Source organism: Kouleothrix sp. 19917 (assembly GCF_057073505.1).
Window position 1 is genome coordinate 1,509,870 of record NZ_CP097099.1, and the last position, 23,173, is coordinate 1,533,042.

The window sequence follows — 23,173 nt, forward strand, 5'->3', positions numbered from 1 at the left end:
ACACGAGCAACTGCGCTTGGCGGAATCACGCTGACTGGAACCACATTCAGCAGAACGGGCTTTTGTACCACGCAGGGTTGCGAACAACCTTGAACGGAACCACGCGGCATAACGGGCGTTCGTACCACACAGGGTTGAGAAAACGCTGAACGGAACCACGCGGCATAACGAGCTTTCGTACAGCCTTGAAGTGCGCGAAACTTTGACCGGAACCACGCCAGCACCACGAGCACTCGCACCACGCAGGGTTGAGAAAACGCTGACGGAATCACGCGGCACAACGAGCGCTCATCCCACGCTCGATTCGCTCCTTCGGAGTTGCACTGCGTTCTTCTGCCAAAAAGACAGAAAGCGACCCGCGAGATCAAGACAACCTGCGAAACGAGACGCGCCCAACGGGTTGCGCTTTAGCGGCGCCGCCACTGATTGATGGCAATCACATTATAGCAGATACTGGCGCTGAAAAAGGCACGATCTCGCTCGACGCGAAGCGGCGTCCGCTGCAAGCGCGTGTTGGGCGCGAGCTTTGATAAACAGTCGAGTGGAAGCATGAGACGCCGACGTTGACGCGACACGAGCAGCTGCGCTCGGCGGAATCACGTTGACTGGAACCACTTCAGCATAACGGGCGCTCGCACCACGCGGGGTTGCGAAAACCTTGAACGGAACCACGCGGCATAACGAGCTTTTATACCACATTGCTATGCCCCAAACGTTGAACGGAACCACAATCAGCATAACGAGCACTCGCACCACGCGGGTTGAGATAGCGCGACACGGAACCACGCGGCACAACGGGCTTTCATTCCACGCTTGATTCGTTTCTTTGAGCAGCACAGCTTCCTTATGCCAAAAAGACAGCAAGCAGCCTGCGAGAACGAGACAGCGTGAGAAACGAGACGCGCCCAACGGGTTGCGCTTTAGCGGCGCCGCCACCAGTAAATAGCAACGACATTGTAGCAGAAACCGGCCTTGAAAAACGGACGATCTTGCTCGACGCGAAGCGGCGTCCGCTGCAAGCGCGTGTTGGGCCATCTTTCAGATTAACTAGACTAGTTTGATTTTGAATCGTCAATACCGCCATATCTGTACTGTACCATCTTCGTTATGGATAGCAATAATATTTTGTTCCTTACTGCATGACATGGATTTAATGCCGCCAGCTTGTCCTTGGATAATATGTAATAAGCTATAATCTGTCATGCTCCATAACTTAACAGTTCCATCATAGCTTGCAGTTATGAGGATTTTTCCATCAGAGTTCCACGCAATTCCGGTAATCCATTTAGTATGGGCTTGTATTTCATTGATTGGCTCACCATTGTTGCTTTTTCTTAAGTGTATAGTCCCAATTACGTTGCCAACGGCGAGCATTGAACTATCGGGACTGTATGCGATGACGCCTCCTACATCCCTTACTGTGTATTGTAATTTACCATCTTTCAGATCCCAAAGCGATACTCCGTCATCGTGTCCAACCGCTATTTTTTGACCATCTGGGCTATACTCGATTGTGTCTATCGACATTTTTTCGGTTTTTTGTAAGTTTCCCATGATACGACCATCAGAAATATTCCATAAGAGTATATCGCCGTCATAGTTCGAAATAGATACAGTTTTTCCATCTAAACTATAAGCAATTGTTTTTAACAAAACGCCTTTTACTGGCTCATAGGCACGTATTACCTTCCCATCAGCGAGATTGATCAACTCAACTTTAACACCCATTATAACAAGGAATTGACTATTTGGACTAAATATTAATTGCTCGCTTCCGATAAAATGTTCAAATGATTGCTGACGACTACCATCAGAAACACGCCACAAAGATAAATTATCGATGTCGCTTGTCGCCAATAGGAGGCCGCTGGGGCTGACACTAATACTTTCTAGACTACCCTTATATTTTAACTGGTAAAGTTTTTTAGGCTTTGGAAACATGTGAGGCAAAGTATTGTTGATAGTATGCATTGTTGATGAGGCACTGGAGGGTAAATTATCTTGATAACCACTTGGAAGAGTGCTTGTGCCTGATTGTGCTGTACCGCAATAAACGCAGAATTTTGGATTCTCAATCAATATGTGTTTACAATTCTTACATGTATCTGGTTGACGAGAACCACAGGAGGAGCAAAAATGGTTACCATTTGTAACTGATTTTCCGCAAGAGGGGCAGAACATACATGTCTCCTTTAATTTAGAAACTCTGGCTTATTATTACACATTTGCCTATTCTTAGCTATATATTCAAAAAGACGATTACATGCCTGTATAGTAGTGAGTAAGTTTTAATGGATGGCCCAACGGGTTGCGCTTTAGCGGCGCCGCCACCGATTGATGGCAGCCACATTGTAGCAGATACTGTCGCTGAAAAATGCACGATCTCGTTCGACGCGAAGCGGCGTCCGCTGCAAGCGCGTGTTGGGCAGGCCACTGTATATCACTTATACTGCAAGCTCATCCTCAAGCTTCTCTTCAGGCTTATGTGGTTTTTAAGAGCAAAATGCGCTTGAGTGTCAGTCCCTTCCGGCGAAGTCGTGAGAGACCTCCTAGAAAATTGAACGTCGCTACTCCGGCTATTGCCAACAGAAATATGCCGAGCTGCACCAGCAACCAAGTTTCCATTTGGCTGCCGAAACCGCCAATCAGCAGGTTGGTAAGCGGAATGGACTGGCTGATAGCTAAGAGTAGAACGCTTACGGCCAATAAACCAAGGGTGCGTTCTCGGTGGCGAATGGCAGCTATGGTGCTCGTAATGGCAATCCAGAGGAGGATTACGATGACTGCGCTACTCAAAATGGCACCAAACATGCAAGGATACTTTCTACTCTTTAATAGTGGTAAACCTGACGATAGCGCTGATCGACGCAGCTATACACATAATTTTCCTTAGGATGCTCACACCTGCACGAGAATGGGTTGGGATTAAGAACGACCACAGTTTGGCAGTTAGCTTGATGTGGCCAGCCCAACGGGTTGGCGTTCAGTTGCCGCGAGCGCTGCACAAACTTTCCTCAAAAACAACGATCTCGCGCGCGAAGCGGTCAACTGCAACGCCGTGTTGGGCGAACGCGCTTGTTTGCCGACCACGGTGTTGCTGCCGCAATCATACCACGTTTCATTTGCTGCTGCGTTTGGTTTATGGCTGCGCAACGAGGCGGGCGCAAGGCAGGCGAGAGCTCGCAGCGGTGCTTGTGCCCGCTTCGTTGCGCCTGACGCACGCGAACGGCGTTGATCTGCTGACAGCGGGAGCGTTCCGCGCGGCGCGCAGCACCAGATTTCGAGAAGTGTTTGCTTGTTTGCGCGCCGCGCGGTTCGCGAGCGAACAGAGTAACAGTTCAGAGGAGTGAGTGCGCGAAGGTCTGTTTTCTGCCTCAGTCGAGAAGGAATTTGCACCTGCAAATTCGAATAATGCAGCTGTCGAAAAGGAATTTGCACCTGCAAATTCGAATAATGCAGCTGTCGAAAAGGAATTTGCACCTGCAAATTCGAATAATGCAGCTGTCGAAAAGGAATTTGCACCTGCAAATTCGAATAATGCACCTGCCGAAAAGGAATTTGCAGCTGTCGAAAAGGAATTTGCACCTGCAAATTCGAATAATGCACCTGCCGAAAAGCGTTGCGAGGCGCGTCTGAGGCATCAAACGAAACTGGTGAAAGAGCGGGGAAGCGGAGCAAAAATGAGGATGGTCAGGAAGTGATGAGCACGGCGTCACGCGAGGCTGATGAGCGAAAACTGGCAAGGCGAAGAAAGACAACTCTGGAGGTTTATGCTCAGTGCAAAAGGAAGGCAGGCAACTTGAAACAGAAATGACAAAGCGATGGACGCAAAAATGTGATCAGGACAGCGTTCGCCCAACGAGTTGGCGTTCAGTTGCCGTGAGCGCCGCACAGACTTTCTCAAAAACACCGATCTTGAGCGCGAAGCGGTCAACTGCAACGCCGTGTTGGGCCCGCCGATTGAGCAGCGTTTGTACGTGAGTGCCTTAGCATCATTCTGGCAGATCTTCTAATCGAATACCACGTTTTGCTTGGAGGCTTGCACGCGCTGCTTCGATCCGGTTGAGAAAACGCGGGTCATGCTCTAGACGATACTCAAACCACTCATCCTCTGACTCGAAGCCGATCAGAATACCAGCTGGTTTTCCATGGCGCGTGATCACGATCGCTTCTTCTTCGGCAAGACGAAGATATTTGGAAAGATCATTCTTCACTTCCGAGAGTGGGATCTGTTTCATCAGGTACTCCTTCTCGCTTGAGCCAAGCAGCAGCGTCGGGTTTGTCGATAATAGCAAGAACCTCAACCGTAGTGTCGCGAACATCGTAAAATATCCGTACTTCATCGACGCGTAATCGGTATTGGGGACGTGCTAATCCGCGAAGTCGCTTGATACGGCTTTTGCTGATTTTGGTTGGTTGATGACGTAGGAAACGTTCGAGGGCATCACGAACGGTTGCACGAACATTCGGCTTCAAGTACTGAAGATCTTCGACGGCTTCAGGCGCAAGAATGATTTCATAGGACATAGAAACAATATCCTGACAGCGTGGTCAAATCTGGCTAGAGTATAGCTAGATTCTGGGAAAATTGCAAGAGCAGGTTTGAAAGAAGGAAAGGAGTGGAGAGGCTATGGATGTGGTAAGGGCCCAACGGGTTGCGCTTTAGCGGCGCCGCCCCGATTGATAGCAACACCATTGTAGCAGAAACTGACGCTGAAAAACGCCCGATCTCGCTCGACGCGAAGCGGCGTCCGCTGCAAGCGCGTGTTGGGCGTGAGCCTCGATAGACAGCCAAGCTGAAGCATGTTCGGCCAGCGTTGATGCGACACGAGCAGCTGCGCTCGGCGGAATCACGTTGACCGGAATCACATTCAGCACAACGAGCGCCCATACCACGCAGGGTTGAGAAAGCGCTGACTGGAACAACGCGGCATAACGAGCTTTCAGATCACACTGGTGTGAACCAGGCGTTGAACGAAACCACGCCAGCATAACGGGCGCTCGTACCACGCGGGGTTGAGAAAACGCGACACAGAATCACGTGGCACAACGGGCATTCATCCCACGCTCGATCTCGCTCCTTCGTGGTTGCACTGCGTTCTTTTGGCGAAAAGACAGAAAGCGACCTGTGAGATCAAGACAACCTGAGAAACGAAAGACGCCCAACGGGTTGCGCTTTAGCGGCGCCGCCACCGATTGACGGCTGTCACATTGTAGCAGAAACTGACGCTGAAAAAGGCACGATCTTGCTCGACGCGAAGCGGCGTCCGCTGCAAGCGCGTGTTGGGGTGCTTCTATTTCAAACCGTCCTAATGCGTATCGTCGCCGTTTATGTGTGCGAACTACATCACTGCCTTACTGCCTTTTGTTGCTTGACTTCCACTTAATCTTCTGCTATTATTACGTTTGCTGATATATCGTTATGTGTACTAGTGGATGCAATCAAATGGACGATGATCCTGATGCCTTTTCCAGCTTTGGTCGTTTTGTTGAGCCTGCCCTGCTGATCCTAATAAGCTTATCCGACGGACCAAAGCATGGCTACCTAATGATAGAGGACATTGCAGAGTTTAGTACAACTCGCCTTGGAGCAGGCACGCTGTATGGAGCTATTTCGCGTTTAGAGCATCAAGGATTGATTATACCTTTGCCACTAACAGAACGGCGGCGACCCTATCAACTCACTGATCTTGGTCGCCGTGTTATCACATCACATGTCGTACGATTGCAGCAGATGACACGTACTGGATTACAACGATTATCCTCATCATGAAGCAAATACTCATTCGCTTGTATCCTCATACATGGCGGCATCGTTATGAAGAAGAATTCTTGGAGCTTTTAGAACTACAACCACTTACAATATGGTTGCTTGCTGATATCCTAATGGGCGCATTAGATGCGCATTGGTATACTGCTGCACAATCGATAAGGAGGAATGCAATGGCAAACTGGATATATCGGCGCGAGCAACAAATAGTGCTTCTTCTTTGGATTGGTGTATTGCTAGTTCTTCGTAGCATTATTCATTCTGTTTTCCTCGTATTTAATATAGATATTTTAGCAATTATTGGTGTGGGGCTGCTGTGCAGCGGCTTCATTCTTGCATATTACATTCGATGTAAAAAAGCAATTTAATCTGAAAATCTATCTGCTGGGTGCCAGAGTTAGATTAGAGAAGCAGCCCAACATGAAAGTGAACGAATCCGACAGCACCTATTATCGGCCAGGAGCGGCTTTTGCGCAAGTGATTCGTGCTATTGGTGAAACGACCGCCATCACGACTTGGATTCGTCTATTTCGCCAATGGTCGCTGGATTGTGAGTCGCGTGCGTCGAAACTTCAACTGGTGAGTCAATCACGAGTCACGCAAAACGGCCTTTTTGCGGGAAGCGGCTGATCGGGTGCCGGCCCAACGGGTTGCGCTTTAGCGGCGCCGCACCAATTGATGGCAACACCATTGTAGCAGAAACTGGCGCTGAAAAATGCACGATCTCGCTCGACGCGAAGCGGCGTCCGCTGCAAGCGCGTGTTAGGTTGCAGTCGCAGTGTAACTTTACATTTGCAACTATGGTTGTGGTGTCGCAAGTTGTGTCTTTAAGGTATATTTGAGCTCATTAGAAATCCATAAACTATCAATTTCACTATGAATTTGCTCGATAGAAATACCTTGATCCCGACGTGCTCGAAATGTCGAAAGTAATATGGCTTCAATGCCGTATTTTCCGACTGCATCAGCAATAAGGGTCAAAATCCCAAGCGCGACGAGACCACCGAGCATACCAGCTGGACCACCCAGCATAGCTAATGCAGTCGTGACAACTGCGCCACCAGCAAGCCCCATTCCACCTGCAATTGATGCAGCAACAGCAAATGCAATAGCAGGTGCGCCAAGCGACGCGATCTTTCGCCCAATATCATCGAGCGAAAGTGCCTGCGATGCGCTGTCAAAAGATGGCGCGTGTGCTTTTAAGAACTCGGCGGCTTCTTTCACTTTTTCTTCTGAAACCGTGTATGCTTGTTCTGCAAAATCAGCAGCATTTTGGGTGGCCTTGTCGACTGCTGGTGCAACCTTCTCATAGACTTGGCTGGCAGCATCGACAATATTTTGGGCAGCTTTGTCGGCTACTGGCGCAACATTCTCATAAACTTGATTCGCTACAGTGTTTAATTGCTTGCCAGTCTTTTTTAGCTCACCTTCAGCTTTAGAGGCAAGGTCTTGAAGATTTTTGAAAAAGTTGTTGTGCTTGCTCATAACGTGCTCCGATGGAAGAATGGTATCAAGATGGCGTCTGCGTTGACTTTACCATGGTGAGAGGAAGTCGTAAAGAGAGAAGCTCGCAGAGGTCAGGAGAGGTGCACGTTAATTACGAGTTATGTGCGTGAAGAAGTTGATGGACTGCGACCTAACGGGTTGGCGTTCAGTTGCCGCGAGCGCGCCGCACAAACTATCGCAAAAAACGGGCGATCTTGCGCGCGAAGCGGTCAACTGCAACGCCGTGTTCGGCCGCAGCCAGTCTCGGAGGTGTTGACATTACGAACTGTGTTGTGCTTCTGATGGCTTTGTAGTCGCTAAATGGCTACAATCATTGACACTGTTGATCTCGATACGAACTGGAGGATAGAGTGGCCAATTGGGACGCTCCGCTTGCGGATCTGCGATCAGCCGGATGCGCGTTATTGAACCATTCGCAAGTTCAAACCACTGTGGCGTATGACGATCAATACCGAGCATGCTGTGCAACAGATAGTTCGCACAGCCACCATGCGTAACGACGACGATATGGTCGTGGTGTGTAAACTCCTGCTGTATGCGATCAATCACGTGTTGGCACCGCTGCCACAAGGCATTGTAGTCAGTATCACCATGACTCCAGCCGCTCTCGGTGACGGTATCTGCGAACACGGCCCGTGGAAAAGCAGCTTGAAGCTTTCCACGTGGAATTCCTCCATACATTCCGCTAAACCCCTCGCGGAGATCTGTCCACACGTCGAATTGTGAGATCGTGCAGGCAGTAGTAATCATCTCAGCAGTCGCCAAGGCGCGCACGAGCGGGCTGCTGAGCACGTGCGTTACCTGCTCAGATGCGAGGAGGTTGGCGGTTGTGCGAGCTTGCTCAACACCGCGAGCAGACAAGACACTATCTGGATCACTCCAGAATTGAGGATCGCATTGTCCAAGGCATTCGCCGTGGCGAACAAGAGTTATGTGCATAGCCAAAACTCGATAGGAGAAAAGTCAGCGGCATTGTAGCGCAGAATGATTTTATGTGTGAGCAACCGTTTGAGTTGACGGCCGAACGGGTTGCGCTTTAGCGGCGCCGCCCTGATAGATTGCTGTCACATTGTAGCAGACACTGGCGCTGAAAAACGCACGATCTCGCTCGACGCGAAGCGGCGTCCGCTGCAAGCGCGTGTTGGGCGTGAGCTTTGATAAACAGCCGAATGGAAGCATGAGACGCCGACGTTGATGCGACACGAGCAACTGCGCTCGGCGGAACCACGCTGACTTGAACCACATTCAGCACCACGAGCGTTCGTACCACGCAGGGTTGAGACAACCTGGAACAGGACCACACTCAGCACCACGAGCCTTCGTACCACGCTCCTTTGCGGCAAACGTTGAACGGAACCACAATCAGTACAACGCGGGCGCTTGTACCACGCGGGGTTGAGACAGCGCAACACGGAACCACACGGCACAACGGGCTTTATGCCACGCTCGATTCGGTTCTTCGTGGATGCACTGCGTTCTTCTGCCGAAAAGACAGAAAACGACCTGTGAGATCAAGACAACCTGCGAAACGAAAGACGCCCAACGGGTTGCGCTTTAGCGGCGCCGCTACTGATAGATGGCTGTCACATTGTAGCAGAAACTGGCGCTAAAAAACGCACGATCTCATACGACGCGAAGCGGCGTCCGCTGCAAGCGCGTGTTCGGCGATTGGTAAATTTAGCTTTCTTTAATAAATTCAACAAAGTTTTTATCCTTAATATACTCTTCAAGAATAGCCCGAATATAAACATATAAATCAATAATGAGATCGTCAAAATATTCTGTCTTTTCCTCAGTTTTTGGAAGCTTTTTAATATATTTTTCAACCTCTCCAAAATTACCGTGAGCAATATTTGATCTTTGTTGATAAATAGTCTTGAGCCTTTTTTTAATTTGATCAATATTTTTTGATCGATCATTGAGATATATCAAAATGCTTGCTTTTAGCTGAAACTGCTTATTTATAGAATCCTCAACATTGAAACGGCTATTATCAGGATTGTGTGTTACCATAAGTTCGATGATAGTAGTTAACATAACTAATTCTACTCTAACATTATGTACATCATTTCCAGCAATTTTGAGCATATTACCAATATACAATAACTTCTCTGTAGAGCCGTCTAAAAATAATTGTTCAAGGCTAGCTGCAACTTTTTGAATATCGTGAATTGCGTATGGAAAGAATAACCAATGAGCACCTTCTGAGATATCGCTCCTCGAAAAACGATAATGCGCGAGATTATAGGCAAACATCATAAAGTCTCTCCAGATCTCATCAGAAGGCCTAATACCATCCAATTGATCTTTGCCTATAATAAACCCGTTTCCTGAATAATCTCGCTGCTCGCTGTGAATAAGGAGAGAAATCAAATGGGCATAGTCCATTAACATCTCTGAGTTTTTGATAATGGGATGTTCATCATCTAACAAAAATAACCCAGCGCGCCCTTCTTCGGTCATTTTCTTGTGTTGTTCCCGCATGATCTGATCTGTACCCTGATCATCGAAGCGCACAACTACCCATATACGAGCCAAAAACTCAAAAGCACTTTTACGTTTGTATGTTCGAAAAATGCCATCAATATAATTGTCAATAGGGGCAAAAATATCTCTGAATTCGAATAAGCAATGCTCTATAGTAACAACTGGATCGCCTGAAAATATAGGTATCATCTTTCCGTAGCCAAAGCCATGCGTCTTTTGGAGATATTTTTTTACAAGCGATATTTCTTCATCTGTCCGAGGATTGTCAATGTGAAATTTAAGTGTGCTAGAGAGAACAATAGATTCTCTCAGAGGGTATATGTACCGAGAAAGTAAAAAATTCAAGAACGATGCCTCCTATTTGTGAATATACTCGCCGGAAAAAGTTTGTTCACTTTGCACTTTACCCTTTCTAATATAGTACAGACCTGCTGCCGTAATTGTGGGTATGCGTTAAAATAGTCGCCGAACGGGTTGCGCATCAGCCGCCGACAAGGCGCGCGGCACCAGAAGGCGCTAAAATAGCATCGATCTCGCGCGCCGAAGGCGGTCTGCTGCATGCGCATGTTGGGCCGCAGGCACTTCCTGACTTTCAACCGTGGTTACTGCCCATTCCTGTCACCAGATTACAAAGTCGTCCTCACGCAAGTTGTTCACACACTCTCGGGCGGAATCACGGCAAAGTTGTATTTCTCAGCCACCGCGAGGAGTTTTGCCACATCCGCTGGGCTAGAAGGCGGTGCAGCAATGCCTGATTGCGCTGGAGTGCCAATCTCATCAAACATCGCTTCCATTCCTGCTGGGACATACAGGAAGAGCATGCGCACCGGCACCGAGCCAACCGTTGCATACGAATGCTTCGTCCCTTTTGGTACATGCACAACTGTTCCTGTTGGCGCTGCGATCGCGCCAGCATCTGTGGTGAACACGATCTCGCCTTCTAGGATAATGAAGGTCTCATCCTCAGCGTAGTGAATATGCGGTGGTGGACCGCCGCCCAGAGGGACGATTGCTTCGAGAAGCGCGAAAGCACCACCAGTCTGCGCACCAGAAAGCTTCAGAGTGTATGTATCGCCTAACAACCACGTTCTAGTGCCTGCGTCCGGCGCGACAGCAATGGCTTGATCTTCTGGAGTAGACATGACTTTCTCCCTAGTTCTACAGGACACGAATAGATAACGAATGCTAGTTTACTCTACAACCCGTGTCAAGATGAGATAGCCTATCTCAGACAGCAAACTATGATGGATTGACGATTAGTTATGCGATGAACTTGGCGAACATGTGTGAACTATCTCGCCATATCGCCGATCACGCTGATACGAGTATGGTGGAGTAGTCCCACGGCGTGATACTATCGCTCAGGTGACGCAGCATCCTAGGTGAAGCTCAGGCACATGATTGACTGTAAAGGGGTCGAGCGGTAGCGGCCCAACGGGTTGCGCTTTAGCGGCGCCGCCCTGATAGATGGCAATCACATTGTAGCAGATACTGACGCTGAAAAACGCACGATCTCGCTCGACGCGAAGCGGCGTCCGCTGCAAGCGCGTGTTGGGCGAGCCACCCGCTTTCTCACATTATCGTGGAATCGTTTCTCTTTCGATTGCTCTCGAATCTTTTGTTTGAGTAACAGAGTCCATTTATTCCATGCGCTCATATTTTGGTTTGCTCATACCACGTATGCCCACACCACACACAAAGACGAGCGTTTGGTGTTCGGACAATTCGTTGACAAGCTGGACAACGGTTGATGAAAATTTGATCGCTATATGTCGCCAGTAGTCGTGCGCAGACCTTCTGGCGGAAAGCAATCGTACCATCTTGGAGCGCTGTATTGATCGCGGGAGCGTTCGCACCGCCCCAACGTTGTCGAAGCATCGTTGCCATATGTGGATTCGAAGAATGTTCTGCTTGTGTACGTGCGATGATAGCGGTACTCACCTGACGTTCGAAGCTGGTCATCAGATGCGAATAGTGATTCCATATATAGGCGGAGAGGATTTCAGTTTCGTTATAATCCATGGTGTTTTCAAGTGATAGGCAGCGGCGGTGTTGCAAATTACGCGGTCACGCTGTAATTTTACCTATAAAAGAACATCTGGCAATCGAGGATACATGCGACTTCTCACGAGCTTTGTATCTACTCCGCGTTGCGTAGGGTGGCTGCCCAACGGGTTGCGCTTTAGCGGCGCCGCCCCGATTGATGGCTGTCACATTGTAGCAGATACCGGCGCTGAAAAAGGCACGATCTCGCTCGACGCGAAGCGGCGTCCGCTGCAAGCGCGTGTTGGGCGTGAACTTCGATAGAAAGCCAAACTGAAGCATGAGCCACAGACCTTGAAGCGACACGAGCAGCTGCGCTCAGCGGAATCACGTTGACCGGAACCACATTCAGCACAACGAGCCTTCATTCCACGCAGGGTTGCGAATGCCTTGAACGGAACCACGCGGCATAACAAGCTTTTGAATCAACTTGAAATGAGCGAGACGTTGCCCGGAATCACGCCAGCACCACGAGCATTCGCACCACGCGGGGTTGAGAAAACGCTGACTGGAATCACGCGGCACAACGGGCGTTCATTCCACGCTCGATTCGTTCCTTCGTGGTTGCACTGCTTTTTTATGCCGAAAAGACAGAAAGCGACCTGCGAGATCAAGACAACCTGCGAAACGAGACACGCCCAACGGCTTGGCGTTCAGTTGCCGCGAGCGCGCTGCTCAGGCTTCTATCAAAAAACGGGCGATCTTGCGCGCGAAGCGGTCAACTGCAACGCCGTGTTGGGCCGTTCTTGGTCAGCTTTTATTCAGATTTGGCTATAGCACGCAGTAAATCAGCAACTTCCTTGACTTGTGCTAAAACCGTAGCAACTACCTGATCGCGTTCGACTTCAATCGGCAGAAAGAGAGGGACGAGAAGTTCTTCGTTGTTAAGTAGAATTAGACGCGGCGGCTCTTCTAGTTCCAATCGTGCAAGGGCTTCTTTACTTTCTGGTGCGTAATTAAATTCACGGCCATAGATACGCAACCATAATGGAGTTGAGCGGTATTGTGCCCATAAATTCGCAGCAAATTGTAGTAGACAGCCTATGCCATGGAGCCGGAGATATCGACCATACCAGGCCGACGCCGCAGAAGCGCGCAAACCAGTGACTGAGGCAAATCCAGCTGCAACCGCTTTGCTGGTCACATCATCTACTATCTGACAATATTGAACAATACGAGTACCCGCCTGAGCAGTAAGTTCTTCTGAATTGAGCGGCAAAAAGGCATAATCATCCATTCGATTGCAAAGCCCGAAGAGCTGTTGAACATCCGAAGCCGTTTGATGTTGCCCTTCAGTTTCAAGCGCACGCAGAAGATATGAAAGAACAGAGCGCCAGCTTGTAAGCGCAAGAGTTTGTGTTGGGCCGACCTTAACCGCAAGGAGTTCACCACCTATTGTGTGTGGATGTTCGACAGATCGCCCATCCTCTTGACATCGCCGAAGTAACTCGCTCCAGAGTGTTGGAAATCGCATCGCTGGTGCGACAAACAGCAAAACGCCGTCAGTGTGAGTAGGTAGTCGCCGAAGATAGGTCAACGGTTGGTTATTTGTCAACCCTGCCCAAAATTTGGCTTCGACAAGCAGAACCTGTTGTCGTTCAGCGTCAACCCCAACAAGGTCAGGAATCGCTTTATCAGAGCCTACCATTTGTGTTTGGAATGCTAATGTGTTTGGTAGATTAACCCCAATTTGAGCGACATAGTGTAGAAATGCTCGTTTGGCGAGCGAGGAAGAATTAAGAATATAGTGGAGTGCTTCGGTGGCCATGTTCTCAGGATGGCTACTAAACATGGGAGCAAGATGGCCGAATAAGCTATGCTGGTGCATTTTCTCTCCCAAGGCTATGACGGAGGTTATTCGTTTGTATTGTACCGATATTGTCAAGGTTTTGATGGAGGTGGCATTGCCAGAACGGCCCAACGGATTGCGCTTTAGCGGCGCCGCCACCGATAAACAGCTATCACATTGTAGCAGAAACTGGCGCTGAAAAACGCACGATCTCGCTCGACGCGAAGCGGCGTCCGCTGCAAGCGCGTGTTGGGCGTGAACTTCGATAGAAAGCCAAACTGAGGCATACGCCAATCACGCTCCATCGACACGAGCAGCTGCGCTCGGCGGAACCACGCTGACTTGAATCACATTCAGCACCACGAGCGTTCGTACCACGCAGGGTTGAGAAAGCGCTGACCGGAACCACAATCAGCACCACGAGCGTTCGTACCACGCTGTTGTGATCAAGTATTAACCAAAACCACACACAGCATAACGGGCACTCGCACCACGCGGGGTTGAGAAAACGATGACAGTATCACGCGGCACAACGGGCGTTCATTCCACGCTCGATTCGTTCCTTCGGAGTTGCACTGCGTTCTTTTGCCGAAGCACCAAAGAGCGCCATTCGTGATCGATTCAAACGTACGCCTAAGACTCGCCCAACGGGTTGGCATTCAGCTGCCGCGAGCGCGCCCTGACGAGCCTTTCAAAAAGCAAACGATCTCGCGCGCGAAGCGGTCGGCTGCAATGCCGGGTTGGGCGGCAGCCATCGGTAAAACGCTAAATATGCACGAGGATTTGTCGCAGTTTACAATCGAGCAGACGCTCAAGTTCGCGCATTTGACTGACCGACAACAAGACGATATTTGGATTCCGTGCTTCGAGCGTAAATCGCGCAAAACCACACGGCCATTCATAACGCAAAGTGTTTAATGAGAGCGCGGCTCCACAGCACGGCGTCACAATAGTGAGATCCTCAAACTGCTGGGGTGCAGCCCGATCCATGATCTCGTGCCACCATGTGTCGAGCTGCTGACGGCAGCGCGGACAGGCAACAGATTCGAAGTTGACGCCAGCATCAACAAATAGCGGTGTATCGCTGACGCTCGTGATAATTTCGTCCGCCTGTGGCGCGAACTGTTCGAACACGTGCTGTGCCTGAATTTGGCCGTGCGCATCAGGAATAAAGCACGGATCACGTGGAATGATACAGATAAAATGGTCGGACATGATGGTTGCTCTTATCCACCACTCACAAGCATTCCAAGCAAGTACAGTATGTCGGATGACTCCGCCGCGGAAGTTGCGTGGCACACCACCATCAGCATACCATCCGAAGAACTGAGCCTCAAACCACCTTGAAAGTACTGGTGTCAATGGCTGCCGCCCAACGAGTTGCGCTTTAGCGGCGCCGCCACCCATTGATGGCTACCATATTGTAGCAGATATTGGCGCTGAAAAACGCACGATCTTGCTCGACGCGAAGCGGCGTCCGCTGCAAGCGCGTGTTGGGCGAACATGGTAGTATATAGAAAATTTAAGCCCGAATAGCTAGCCTTGAAAGTATGCAAGTAACTCCACTTGGTGAAGCACGTTTATAGAATTGTTGCTAGCGTAACAGACTTTCGCTATAATCTAATTGAAAATTGATAGTGAGGTATTGATGCCCCAAGTATCACTCGGATGATTTTTGATAATTTGACTTCAGGTTTCCCTTATTTTGCTACACATAACTTTTTATTATAGATGAGGATAAATCTATGAATATACAAGATTTAAAAGAGGAAATAGAGCATATTAGTGTTATTGCAAAAAATTCTGCTCGGCGGCTAAAGAAGTTGAAAGAGCAAAGAGCATATTCAGGAATAAATACTCGGCCTGAAATCGATATGGAAATTGAAGATTTAAACGCTGAAATTATTGAATATAACAGGCAGATAGCTGGTCTAAAAACAGAATTTATACAGCCATTAGTTGAAGCTATAGAAAAGGACGCTGAGGAAGCCAAAAATTATATCGTGCTGAAAATATTTTTCAGGGATTATGTTGAAAGCACAGATAGAGCTAAAGGTATAGTATCTATTGTTTCTGAAGATATTTTAAAAAAGTATAACATAGCAATGAAAACTGGAATGCTTTATGATGGGGAGCGTAATTTGAATATTTTTCATGAAATGAAAATTTATATAGGAAAAATTGAACAGCAACTAGATGATGTTGTAGACATAACTAATGCAAGGATTACAGAAAGTCAGCGCATAATTGAAGAAGTAAAGAAAATGGGAATATAGACTCGTTAATTGTAGTCATTAGAGATTATCACGATTTAAGTATAAAATGGCATCAGGGAGCCTTAAACCGCACATCTAGGAAACGCTTGTGCTAATGCCTTTCTGGCGTCCTGAAGAGCCAGATGGTATTTGCAAATTTAAATCGTGATAATCTCTATTTTTCGATGCTTTGTTTATGGAAACGCCCAACGGGTTGCGCTTTAGCGGCGCCGCCACTGATACATGGCAAGCACATTGTAGCAGACACTGGCGCTGAAAAACGGACGATCTCGCTCGACGCGAAGCGGCGTCCGCTGCAAGCGCGTGTTGGGCGAGAGCTTTGATAAAGAGCCAAACTGAGGCATAAACCGATCACGTTGAACGGATACGAGCAACCGCGTTCGGTAGAACCACGCTGACGGAACCACAATCAGCACAACGGGCCTTCGCATCACGCGGGTTTGAGCAAACGTTGACGGTATCACGCGGCATAACGAGCTTTCGTACCACCTTGAAATGCGCGAAACGTTGACCGGAACCACGGCAGCACAACGAGCCTTCGTACTACGCGGGGTTGAGGAGGCGTTGACTGGAATCACGTGGCACAACGGGCCTTTATCCCACGCTCGATTCGCTGTCTTGTGACTGTAGTGCTTCGATATGCCAAAAAGACAGAAATCGTCGTTCTAGATCGAGATGACTTTACACCGAAGACTCGCCCAACGGGTTGCGCTTTAGCGGCGCCGCCAGCGATTGATGGCTGCCACATTGTAGCAGATACCGGCGCTGAAAAGCGCACGATCTCGCTCGACGCGAAGCGGCGTCCGCTGCAAGCGCGTGTTGGGCGTGCTCGCCGATGTGTCTTCAAACGTACTGTCTCTTGTTCTGCGATTACACGGTCGCTAGCTGTGCGATCTGCGCGATTTCAATACTGGCTGCCAAGCGTGATTGTACCTTTTGAAGAAAGAGATCATCGCTGGCAATCAACTGTTGTTCTGCCATATGTTCGCCAACCTGAAAGGCAAGGATAAACTGGATCGCGCTCTGCATCTGCGCCCATTCAGTCTTACTGATCCGCCGTGCGCGCTGGTAGCCATTTAGGATTGCGTGTATTTTATGTGCATCGGCAGTGATCTGGAATGGCTGAGTGAGGTCATAGTGTGCGGTCAAAAGCAGGTATCCTACATCAAGAATGGGTAAGCCAACCCCTGCGCAATCCCAATCAATCAAGACCACGCTGCCATCACGGGTTTGAATGGCATTTTTGTACCAGCAGTCTCCGTGGGTGAGACAGAGGGGAGTATTCTGCGAAGTACAATGGCTGAGCGAATGCCGTAATGTTCTGAGTAATGGTTGAAAATAAGGATCTGCTTGCTCATTGCCGGTGGCGAGTTGCTGCGCCGTTTGGGTCTGAAGCAGTGCGGGATCGCATCGGGAACGAGGGAAGCGGTCGACATGTGTGAGCGGAATCAGGTGGAGTTGCGCTAACGTAAAGCCAAGGTGGGCGAAATCGTTTGAATGCACGTCAAGTACTACGCCGTCGATATAGGAAAGGAGGAGACTCGCCCATCCATTCAGAAAACCAACCAGCTGGCGATCATGAGTGAGTACAAGGCGCGGTGCAGGATAGTGATGCTGTTCGAGCCACTGCAACAGAGTGGCTGTCTGTACGACAGTCGTGACGTCAGATGGCATATAGAGCAGGCGGAGAATCCAAACAGAGCCTTGGGTATCGTGGACGCGGTAAAGGCCACGCCAAGAGAAGAAGGGCGGTAATGCTTCAATCTGAACAATGTGGCGATGGTAAACTGTTTCGATCAACTGCGTGGCAATGTCAAGGTGTTGCATAGACAAAGCCCTTACCATAGATGGAAAACAGATCATCAAGTGAGCGAAGTGGCTGATACACGCCCAACGGGTTGACGTTCAGTTGCCGCAAGCGCTGCACAAACTTCCTTCAAAAACGAGGATCTCGCGCGCGAAGCGGTCAACTGCAACGCCGTGTTGGACGCACTTGTTCTGTATCTGTCGAACGCATTTTACTAGGAGCACCACACATTGATTACGGAATAGGAAATTCGTAATAATCACCTGGCGACAATTGTTCTACAACCTTTCGAATCGCATCGCTCTGTGCTTGAATACGCGGCCAAGAAGTGCTTCCAAGCACAAGAATAGCCAATCGGCGACCTGTGAGTTGCTGCTGATATTTAAGGTTCTGATCGGTTGTAATGAAGATGTCGAAGCCAGCTTGCTCTGCGTTCGCGAGAAGGTGGCCATTTTGCAGTGTTGACCATCCCTGCTCATAGACGGTTGTAACACTGTTGGCTGGTAACGCACGCCGCAGTGGGAGTGGTGTACCCTGATCGAAGAGAATTCTCATGGGGTAGGAGTGGCGCTGAAAAGCAGAGCCTCGTGGTCAAGGACAGCCTGAAGTTGCGTGTAGGTAACACCAGGAAACCACTCAAGAAATTGTTCTATCGTCGCGCCATCACGAAGATTCTCGAACAGGGCCGTAACAGGTACTCGGGTGCCACGAAAGACCCAAGCGCCGCTGACCGTTTGGGGATCACGTTCAATTTCTGGTAGAGCTTCCCATGTATTCATAGTGCCACCTCATAGAGCCGGACACAAACGAGTGACAAGCATTGTACCATACGGCTTTCGGCTTTGCTTGCCACAGGAAAGTAAGAGCGAACTCGTGAAAATATGTGATGGGTTAAAGGAGCGGCACGGGATGAGGTGAGTTTGCGCCCAACGGGTTGCGCTTTAGCGGCGCCGCCACCGATAGATGGCTGTAACATTGTAGCAGAAACTGACGCTGAAAAACGCTCGATCTCGCTCGACGCGAAGCGGCGTCCGCTGCAAGCGCGTGTTGGGCGCGTCAACGGCACGGCATCTTTCGTGTTGAACATTATTAGCGAATATGATGATTTACGCATTCGTACTACGCAATTATTCTTTTCGTGACTGTGGATGAAATTGCCACCAGATACTTCCGCGAATCAGATAGCCAAAGATAATACTGACCCCTATCAACAGAATAAATCCCCAGGTCACTCCAGTGAGGCCAATGATAAAGCAAACCGCCATCAGCAATGCAAACAAGAAAAGAGAAACAATATAAGGACCGGAACGCATATGCCAGAGGCCGTAGGCAAAGTATCGGAGCAGTACATTACCGACGATAAACGCGTAGATTGGGGGAGTGAGTTGTTGTATTGAGATGCTCATCCAAGAATGTTCGAACCAGAGCGAGAGGATGAGCCAAATCGTACTGGCAAAGCAGAGGAGTGCAACAGCGGCGTAGAGGAAAACAAGAGCGGTAATCCCCACTGGTCGAGCAAAAGATGATGTCGGTGTTTGGTCCGTGGAAGACTGCATACGTGAGCTATTCCTACATGCATGTAATTGAGTGCGTGAGCGTGAGTGATGCTGCGCCCAACGGGTTGCCGCTTAGCCGCCGCAAGCGCTGGAAATATCTCCCAAAATGCCAAGGATCTCGTGCGCGAAGCGGTCGGCTACAGCGGCGTGTTGGACGGTAGCTTGGTAGGGCACTACAAAGAGATCATTATACTTCAGTTCCCAAAAAAGCCACGAGTGCTTGCCAGGCTGCTTCAATCCTCGGCCGCGCATAACTGACCGCCTCTTCCGCTACACCCATTAATTGAGGATGCAGAGTAGTGTTGGAAGGATGGACAAATGCTGGTGGAATTAGCTGATTCGCACGGATGGCGGCACGATATGCCTCTAGAATCAGTCCTTTCAAATTGTCCTGTAATGTGGCAATCGCTCCTGCTTGAGTTGCTCTGCGGAATTGCTCATCAAGAAACAAGGAGCCAAGATCTGCACTTGTAGCGTGTTTCGCAACTTGCAAATTGAATTCAAGTTCATCAATAAGTGCTTGCAAGGGGCCGACATCACTATCTCTAGCTGCTTCTTTGAATATCTCCGGTTTGTTCTGGCAAAGATTTATCCACTGTTCCTTGTGTTGCCGCAACTCATCGGGCCGAAATTTGCGACCTCTTGGATGCTTGACATTATAGCTGTGGATTTCCGCATGGCACTCGAAGCAGACAGCTATCGCGTTTGTTATATCATCTGCTCCGCCCTCGGCTCGGGGTAGGATATGATCAAGCTCAATTTTCACGCCGCAAAACCGATGGCAGATACAGCAGCGACGATGGCATTGGACAAGCAGTAAATCGACATCTTTTTGGGGAAATCCTGCCATTTAGCCTCTCCTTGCAATGCAAGTCCATAAATTTCTTAAATAAAGCTTCATCGCTATTATACAAATTACTGCCACAATCGTTTGTTAGAGTTGATGGCTACCGTCCAACGCTTGCTGTCAGCGGCGCCGCTGGCGGGCGTGTGAAGCGAGACGAGTGGCGAGGTGCTGGCAGCACAGGCAAACTGCGTGCGGCCGCCGCCGAGAGCGCGATGAGCTTCGGAGACGGAACGCTGCTCGGCGATCGGTGGGCCTCACACGGAGTCGCCTGCAGGCCGTAGCAGTTTCGCCGGCGAAAGTCGCGCCCAGGTTACGGGCCGCGCCAGCGGCGTCACGCTGCACAGCGATGTTAGCCGGTAACGGATACACAAGACAAAGAGGTTGTGGTATAGTCTAGACTATTATTTAAAGGAGGCGATATGGATTTATATTTCAAAGTAAAAGAGGCTCTTATAACTCTGGAAGAATATATTAAACCTGTGTCGTACATGCATGAGAAAAGTTTAGAATTTTACAATAATGCATTCAAAGCGGCCTTCATTAAGTCTTTTGAGTATTTGCGTTTGATTATTGATATTGATAAAGATCAAGCGATTTTTGTAATGTCATTTTTGCGAAGCATTTGTGAGGACTATAGAGATTATCCCGATTTATGATATGATATCTCTCCAAACAGAAGGAGCAATGTCATGCCATTACGATATGAAATAGAACGCGACAAGGCGTATCGGATCCTTGATTTGACCAGCTTGACGGTTGAAGAGTTTGATATCCTCGCCGTCCCCTTTGAAACTGCCTTTCTTGCGCGAATGCGTGACTGGACGCTCGAGGGCAAGCCCCGCACTGGTCGGCGCTATAGCCAGTATGCAACCTGCCCCTTGCCCTCCAAAGAAGATCGCCTGCTCTTCATCCTGACCTATTTCAAGCAAGCCGCGACCCAGACCTTTCACGGCGCTGCCTTTGGCATGGGCCAGCCGAAAGCCAACCAGTGGATCCAGGCGCTGCTGCCTGCGCTCCATGCTGCACTGGCGAGCCTGGGCGACTTGCCCTCACGCAACCTTGCCGACTTGAAAGAACGCCTCACTGCGCTCTCGTCTGAAGCATTCGCGACCCCTTTTTTCACGATGGCACCGAACGACCAATCCACCGTCCCAGTGACCCAGCCGACCAGAGCAGTTTCTACAGCGGCAAGAGCAAGCGCCATACAGTCAAGAATGTACTGCTGATCCGCGCGTTGATGATCCTGTTTCTGAGTGATACCTTCGAAGGGAGTGTTCACGACAAGGCGATTGCTGATCTGACGCCCTACCCGTTGGCAGAGGGCAGCGAACTGGTCGATGATCTGGGCTTTCTCGGCTACGAACTGGCGGGTGTGGAGCACACACGTCCATTCAAGAAGCCGAAGGGTGGCGAACTGACCGCCGAACAGAAAGCGCACAACCGCCTGGTTGCACAGCGTCGAATTGTGGCAGAACACGTGATCAGGAGTGTGAAACGCTGTCGAATAGTCAAAGACACGATACGTCTGTGGAAAGACGGGCTCAAAGATATGGTGATGGAAGTGAGTTGCGGTTTACACAATTTCCGTGTTCGAACCAACCCTTGGCCATCTATTCATTCTTAAATCGGGATAATGTCTTATATAGTTCTTAAATACATAAAAAGAGAACATGACGACGACGCAGACATGATTATTGGATTGCGGCTAGCTGACGATCTTTATAAACCTTCTATTTCTCAATGGGAGTTTTTTAAAAAGTACAATCCAGATCAAGATTTGTACTATCAGGAGGATTTCCCTGATAGGGAAAGCGAAATTCGAAAAGAACTGCGGAAGATATTTTTAGATAAAAGCATACCTTTAGGTGGAAAGTACGCCTGTTTTCCTACAGTAAAATATATGGCTGAGCAAATAAATGAGACTGAGGTGTATAATTATGTTTATAATGCAACTTCTCTGCTTGTTCATTTTAATACACGTGTTTTGTTGCGAATGGGATGGGGCGAATTGCCTCACTTGACCTTTTCCACTAAGCATTTTAGTGATTATTACAAGCACTTTTCCTGCTTTTGCGGCGTATTTTTGTTTCAGAAGATGTGCGAATTTGCTATACAAAACGGATTGTTAGATGAAGCGGCTCAATCTATTGCTTCTAGGCTACAGGACATCCTGCATGAAGAAAGACGCTGGCCCGAACTGGTTACTTTTGAAGAAATGAATATATCTCGACTTGCAAGAATTATCTCTTACCAATCTCCAAACCAAGCGAGAGATGAAAATAGTCTTGTGAATTTCTTACGGCGGAATAAGAAGGACGATGGCACAGTTGCCGGCTAACGGGTTGCGCTTTAGCGGCGCCGCCCCGATAAATGGCAGTCACATTGTAGCAGATACCGGCGCGGAAAATAACCCCGATCTCGCTCGACGCGAAGCGGCGTCCGCTGCAAGCGCGTGTTGGGCGAGAGCCTTGATAAACGGCCAAGCTAAGGCAGAAACCGACCACGTTGAAGCGATACGAGCAACTGCGCTCGGCCAAATCACGCTGACGGAACCACAATCAGCACAACGAGCGTGCGCACCACGCGGGGTTGTGTAAGCCTTGAACGGAACCACGTGGCATAACGGGCTTTTGCACCACATCGGGTTGAGAAAGCGCTGCCGCGATCACGTGGAATAAAGTTGGCTTTCGTATGCATCAGGGTTGAGAAAACGCTGAGCAGGATCACTTCAGCACAACGAGCGCTTGTACCACGCAGGGTTGAGAAAGCGCGAAACGGAATCACGCGGCATAACGGGCCTTCATCCTACGCTCGATTCGCTCTTTCGTAGCGGCAGGGCGATCTTCTGCTGAAGGACCATAGAACGCTTTTCAAGACCGAGACAACAAAGCGCCTAAGACTCGCCCAACGGGTTGCGCTTTAGCGGCGCCGCCATTGATTGATGGCTGCCACATTGTAGCAGAAACTAGCGCTGAAAAAGGCACGATCTTGCTCGACGCGAAGCGGCGTCCGCTGCAAGCGCGTGTTGGGCGTGAACTTCGATAGAAAGCCGAATGGAAGCATGAGACGCCGACGTTGATGCGACACGAGCA

The 23,173-nt window shown here is 49.3% G+C and carries 23 protein-coding genes; 9 read left to right on the top strand and 14 right to left on the bottom strand.

Features of this window, described 5'->3' with window-relative positions; genetic code table 11:
- Positions 1–1,071: 1,071 nt before the first annotated feature.
- Positions 1,072–2,181: a WD40 domain-containing protein gene (locus tag M1P90_RS06140; RefSeq protein WP_483701759.1), complete on the bottom strand. Its 1,110-nt coding sequence runs from the start codon at positions 2,179–2,181 to the stop codon at positions 1,072–1,074.
- A 300-nt stretch (positions 2,182–2,481) separates the two neighbouring features.
- A complete protein-coding gene (locus tag M1P90_RS06145; RefSeq protein WP_483701760.1) occupies positions 2,482–2,811 on the bottom strand; it encodes a hypothetical protein in 330 nt (109 codons plus the stop codon).
- Between the two features lie 539 nt (positions 2,812–3,350).
- On the opposite strand from M1P90_RS06145, the gene M1P90_RS06150 reads away from it, so the two are divergent.
- A complete protein-coding gene (locus M1P90_RS06150; protein WP_483701761.1) occupies positions 3,351–3,701 on the top strand; it encodes a hypothetical protein in 351 nt (116 codons plus the stop codon).
- Positions 3,702–3,992: 291 nt separating this feature from the next.
- Here the strand turns inward: M1P90_RS06150 and M1P90_RS06155 are convergent, their stop codons facing one another.
- Positions 3,993–4,238: a type II toxin-antitoxin system Phd/YefM family antitoxin gene (locus M1P90_RS06155; protein WP_483701762.1), complete on the bottom strand. Its 246-nt coding sequence runs from the start codon at positions 4,236–4,238 to the stop codon at positions 3,993–3,995.
- Positions 4,204–4,527 (bottom strand): type II toxin-antitoxin system RelE family toxin, encoded by a 324-nt coding sequence (locus M1P90_RS06160; protein ID WP_483701763.1) that lies wholly within the window; start codon positions 4,525–4,527, stop codon positions 4,204–4,206. Before M1P90_RS06160 ends, M1P90_RS06155 begins: the two co-directional genes overlap by 35 nt.
- Positions 4,528–5,446: 919 nt before the next feature.
- Between M1P90_RS06160 and M1P90_RS06165 the strand changes: the two genes are divergently transcribed.
- From M1P90_RS06165 to M1P90_RS06175, 3 genes are read left to right on the top strand one after another with little or no spacing between them, the layout of a single operon-like run.
- A complete protein-coding gene (locus M1P90_RS06165; RefSeq protein WP_483701698.1) occupies positions 5,447–5,773 on the top strand; it encodes a PadR family transcriptional regulator in 327 nt (108 codons plus the stop codon).
- Positions 5,770–6,138: a hypothetical protein gene (locus M1P90_RS06170; protein WP_483701699.1), complete on the top strand. Its 369-nt coding sequence runs from the start codon at positions 5,770–5,772 to the stop codon at positions 6,136–6,138. Before M1P90_RS06165 ends, M1P90_RS06170 begins: the two co-directional genes overlap by 4 nt.
- A 52-nt stretch (positions 6,139–6,190) precedes the next feature.
- Entirely contained in the window at positions 6,191–6,400 is a 210-nt protein-coding gene (locus M1P90_RS06175; protein WP_483701764.1) for a hypothetical protein, read from the top strand.
- Positions 6,401–6,568: 168 nt separating this feature from the next.
- Here the strand turns inward: M1P90_RS06175 and M1P90_RS06180 are convergent, their stop codons facing one another.
- The 6 genes from M1P90_RS06180 to M1P90_RS06205 all read right to left on the bottom strand — a co-directional run bounded on the left by M1P90_RS06180 (position 6,569) and on the right by M1P90_RS06205 (position 14,810).
- Positions 6,569–7,255, bottom strand: a complete 687-nt coding sequence (locus tag M1P90_RS06180) for a hypothetical protein (RefSeq protein ID WP_483701765.1) — start codon at positions 7,253–7,255, stop codon at positions 6,569–6,571.
- Between the two features lie 279 nt (positions 7,256–7,534).
- Entirely contained in the window at positions 7,535–8,215 is a 681-nt protein-coding gene (locus M1P90_RS06185) for a histidine phosphatase family protein (protein WP_483701766.1), read from the bottom strand.
- A gap of 738 nt (positions 8,216–8,953) precedes the next feature.
- Positions 8,954–10,108: a hypothetical protein gene (locus M1P90_RS06190; protein WP_483701767.1), complete on the bottom strand. Its 1,155-nt coding sequence runs from the start codon at positions 10,106–10,108 to the stop codon at positions 8,954–8,956.
- A gap of 308 nt (positions 10,109–10,416) precedes the next feature.
- Positions 10,417–10,905, bottom strand: coding sequence for a cupin domain-containing protein (locus tag M1P90_RS06195; RefSeq protein WP_483701695.1), 489 nt, complete (start codon positions 10,903–10,905; stop codon positions 10,417–10,419).
- Between the two features lie 1,658 nt (positions 10,906–12,563).
- Complete coding sequence (locus M1P90_RS06200; RefSeq protein WP_483701768.1) at positions 12,564–13,634, bottom strand: hypothetical protein; 1,071 nt, start codon at positions 13,632–13,634, stop codon at positions 12,564–12,566.
- A gap of 726 nt (positions 13,635–14,360) precedes the next feature.
- Positions 14,361–14,810 (bottom strand): hypothetical protein, encoded by a 450-nt coding sequence (locus tag M1P90_RS06205; protein WP_483701769.1) that lies wholly within the window; start codon positions 14,808–14,810, stop codon positions 14,361–14,363.
- Positions 14,811–15,340: 530 nt separating this feature from the next.
- On the opposite strand from M1P90_RS06205, the gene M1P90_RS06210 reads away from it, so the two are divergent.
- Positions 15,341–15,871, top strand: coding sequence for a hypothetical protein (locus M1P90_RS06210; protein WP_483701770.1), 531 nt, complete (start codon positions 15,341–15,343; stop codon positions 15,869–15,871).
- 870 nt (positions 15,872–16,741) lie between these two features.
- Here the strand turns inward: M1P90_RS06210 and M1P90_RS06215 are convergent.
- The 4 genes from M1P90_RS06215 to M1P90_RS06230 all read right to left on the bottom strand — a co-directional run bounded on the left by M1P90_RS06215 (position 16,742) and on the right by M1P90_RS06230 (position 20,084).
- The gene (locus tag M1P90_RS06215) at positions 16,742–17,698 is read right to left on the bottom strand and encodes a phosphotransferase enzyme family protein (RefSeq protein WP_483701771.1); all 957 of its coding nucleotides are present in this window, start codon (positions 17,696–17,698) and stop codon (positions 16,742–16,744) included.
- A gap of 531 nt (positions 17,699–18,229) precedes the next feature.
- Complete coding sequence (locus M1P90_RS06220; RefSeq protein WP_483701772.1) at positions 18,230–18,457, bottom strand: DUF433 domain-containing protein; 228 nt, start codon at positions 18,455–18,457, stop codon at positions 18,230–18,232.
- Positions 18,458–18,805: 348 nt separating this feature from the next.
- Entirely contained in the window at positions 18,806–19,234 is a 429-nt protein-coding gene (locus M1P90_RS06225) for a hypothetical protein (protein ID WP_483701683.1), read from the bottom strand.
- Between the two features lie 187 nt (positions 19,235–19,421).
- Positions 19,422–20,084 (bottom strand): HNH endonuclease, encoded by a 663-nt coding sequence (locus tag M1P90_RS06230; protein ID WP_483701773.1) that lies wholly within the window; start codon positions 20,082–20,084, stop codon positions 19,422–19,424.
- Positions 20,085–20,500: 416 nt separating this feature from the next.
- On the opposite strand from M1P90_RS06230, the gene M1P90_RS06235 reads away from it, so the two are divergent.
- The 4 genes from M1P90_RS06235 (at position 20,501) to M1P90_RS06250 (ending at position 22,419) form a co-directional block, all read left to right on the top strand.
- A complete protein-coding gene (locus M1P90_RS06235; protein WP_483701774.1) occupies positions 20,501–20,737 on the top strand; it encodes a hypothetical protein in 237 nt (78 codons plus the stop codon).
- A gap of 33 nt (positions 20,738–20,770) precedes the next feature.
- The gene (locus M1P90_RS06240; protein WP_483701754.1) at positions 20,771–21,307 is read left to right on the top strand and encodes a transposase family protein; all 537 of its coding nucleotides are present in this window, start codon (positions 20,771–20,773) and stop codon (positions 21,305–21,307) included.
- Positions 21,223–21,705 (top strand): transposase family protein, encoded by a 483-nt coding sequence (locus M1P90_RS06245; RefSeq protein ID WP_483704612.1) that lies wholly within the window; start codon positions 21,223–21,225, stop codon positions 21,703–21,705. The genes M1P90_RS06240 and M1P90_RS06245 overlap by 85 nt, the downstream gene beginning before the upstream one ends.
- A gap of 63 nt (positions 21,706–21,768) precedes the next feature.
- Positions 21,769–22,419, top strand: a complete 651-nt coding sequence (locus tag M1P90_RS06250; RefSeq protein ID WP_483701775.1) for a hypothetical protein — start codon at positions 21,769–21,771, stop codon at positions 22,417–22,419.
- The last annotated feature ends 754 nt before the right edge of the window (positions 22,420–23,173 follow it).

Coding starts and splice junctions, on each gene's coding strand:
- M1P90_RS06140 (WP_483701759.1), bottom strand. CDS start 2,181: ATGTTCTGCCCCTCTTGCGGAAAATCAGTTACAAATGGTAACCATTTT.
- M1P90_RS06165 (WP_483701698.1), top strand. CDS start 5,447: ATGGACGATGATCCTGATGCCTTTTCCAGCTTTGGTCGTTTTGTTGAG.
- M1P90_RS06180 (WP_483701765.1), bottom strand. CDS start 7,255: ATGAGCAAGCACAACAACTTTTTCAAAAATCTTCAAGACCTTGCCTCT.
- M1P90_RS06240 (WP_483701754.1), top strand. CDS start 20,771: ATGCCATTACGATATGAAATAGAACGCGACAAGGCGTATCGGATCCTT.
- M1P90_RS06210 (WP_483701770.1), top strand. CDS start 15,341: ATGAATATACAAGATTTAAAAGAGGAAATAGAGCATATTAGTGTTATT.
- M1P90_RS06170 (WP_483701699.1), top strand. CDS start 5,770: ATGAAGCAAATACTCATTCGCTTGTATCCTCATACATGGCGGCATCGT.
- M1P90_RS06200 (WP_483701768.1), bottom strand. CDS start 13,634: ATGCACCAGCATAGCTTATTCGGCCATCTTGCTCCCATGTTTAGTAGC.
- M1P90_RS06215 (WP_483701771.1), bottom strand. CDS start 17,698: ATGCAACACCTTGACATTGCCACGCAGTTGATCGAAACAGTTTACCAT.
- M1P90_RS06230 (WP_483701773.1), bottom strand. CDS start 20,084: ATGGCAGGATTTCCCCAAAAAGATGTCGATTTACTGCTTGTCCAATGC.
- M1P90_RS06235 (WP_483701774.1), top strand. CDS start 20,501: ATGGATTTATATTTCAAAGTAAAAGAGGCTCTTATAACTCTGGAAGAA.
- M1P90_RS06175 (WP_483701764.1), top strand. CDS start 6,191: ATGAAAGTGAACGAATCCGACAGCACCTATTATCGGCCAGGAGCGGCT.
- M1P90_RS06145 (WP_483701760.1), bottom strand. CDS start 2,811: ATGTTTGGTGCCATTTTGAGTAGCGCAGTCATCGTAATCCTCCTCTGG.
- M1P90_RS06250 (WP_483701775.1), top strand. CDS start 21,769: ATGATTATTGGATTGCGGCTAGCTGACGATCTTTATAAACCTTCTATT.
- M1P90_RS06185 (WP_483701766.1), bottom strand. CDS start 8,215: ATGCACATAACTCTTGTTCGCCACGGCGAATGCCTTGGACAATGCGAT.
- M1P90_RS06160 (WP_483701763.1), bottom strand. CDS start 4,527: ATGTCCTATGAAATCATTCTTGCGCCTGAAGCCGTCGAAGATCTTCAG.
- M1P90_RS06220 (WP_483701772.1), bottom strand. CDS start 18,457: ATGAATACATGGGAAGCTCTACCAGAAATTGAACGTGATCCCCAAACG.
- M1P90_RS06205 (WP_483701769.1), bottom strand. CDS start 14,810: ATGTCCGACCATTTTATCTGTATCATTCCACGTGATCCGTGCTTTATT.
- M1P90_RS06195 (WP_483701695.1), bottom strand. CDS start 10,905: ATGTCTACTCCAGAAGATCAAGCCATTGCTGTCGCGCCGGACGCAGGC.
- M1P90_RS06155 (WP_483701762.1), bottom strand. CDS start 4,238: ATGAAACAGATCCCACTCTCGGAAGTGAAGAATGATCTTTCCAAATAT.
- M1P90_RS06225 (WP_483701683.1), bottom strand. CDS start 19,234: ATGCAGTCTTCCACGGACCAAACACCGACATCATCTTTTGCTCGACCA.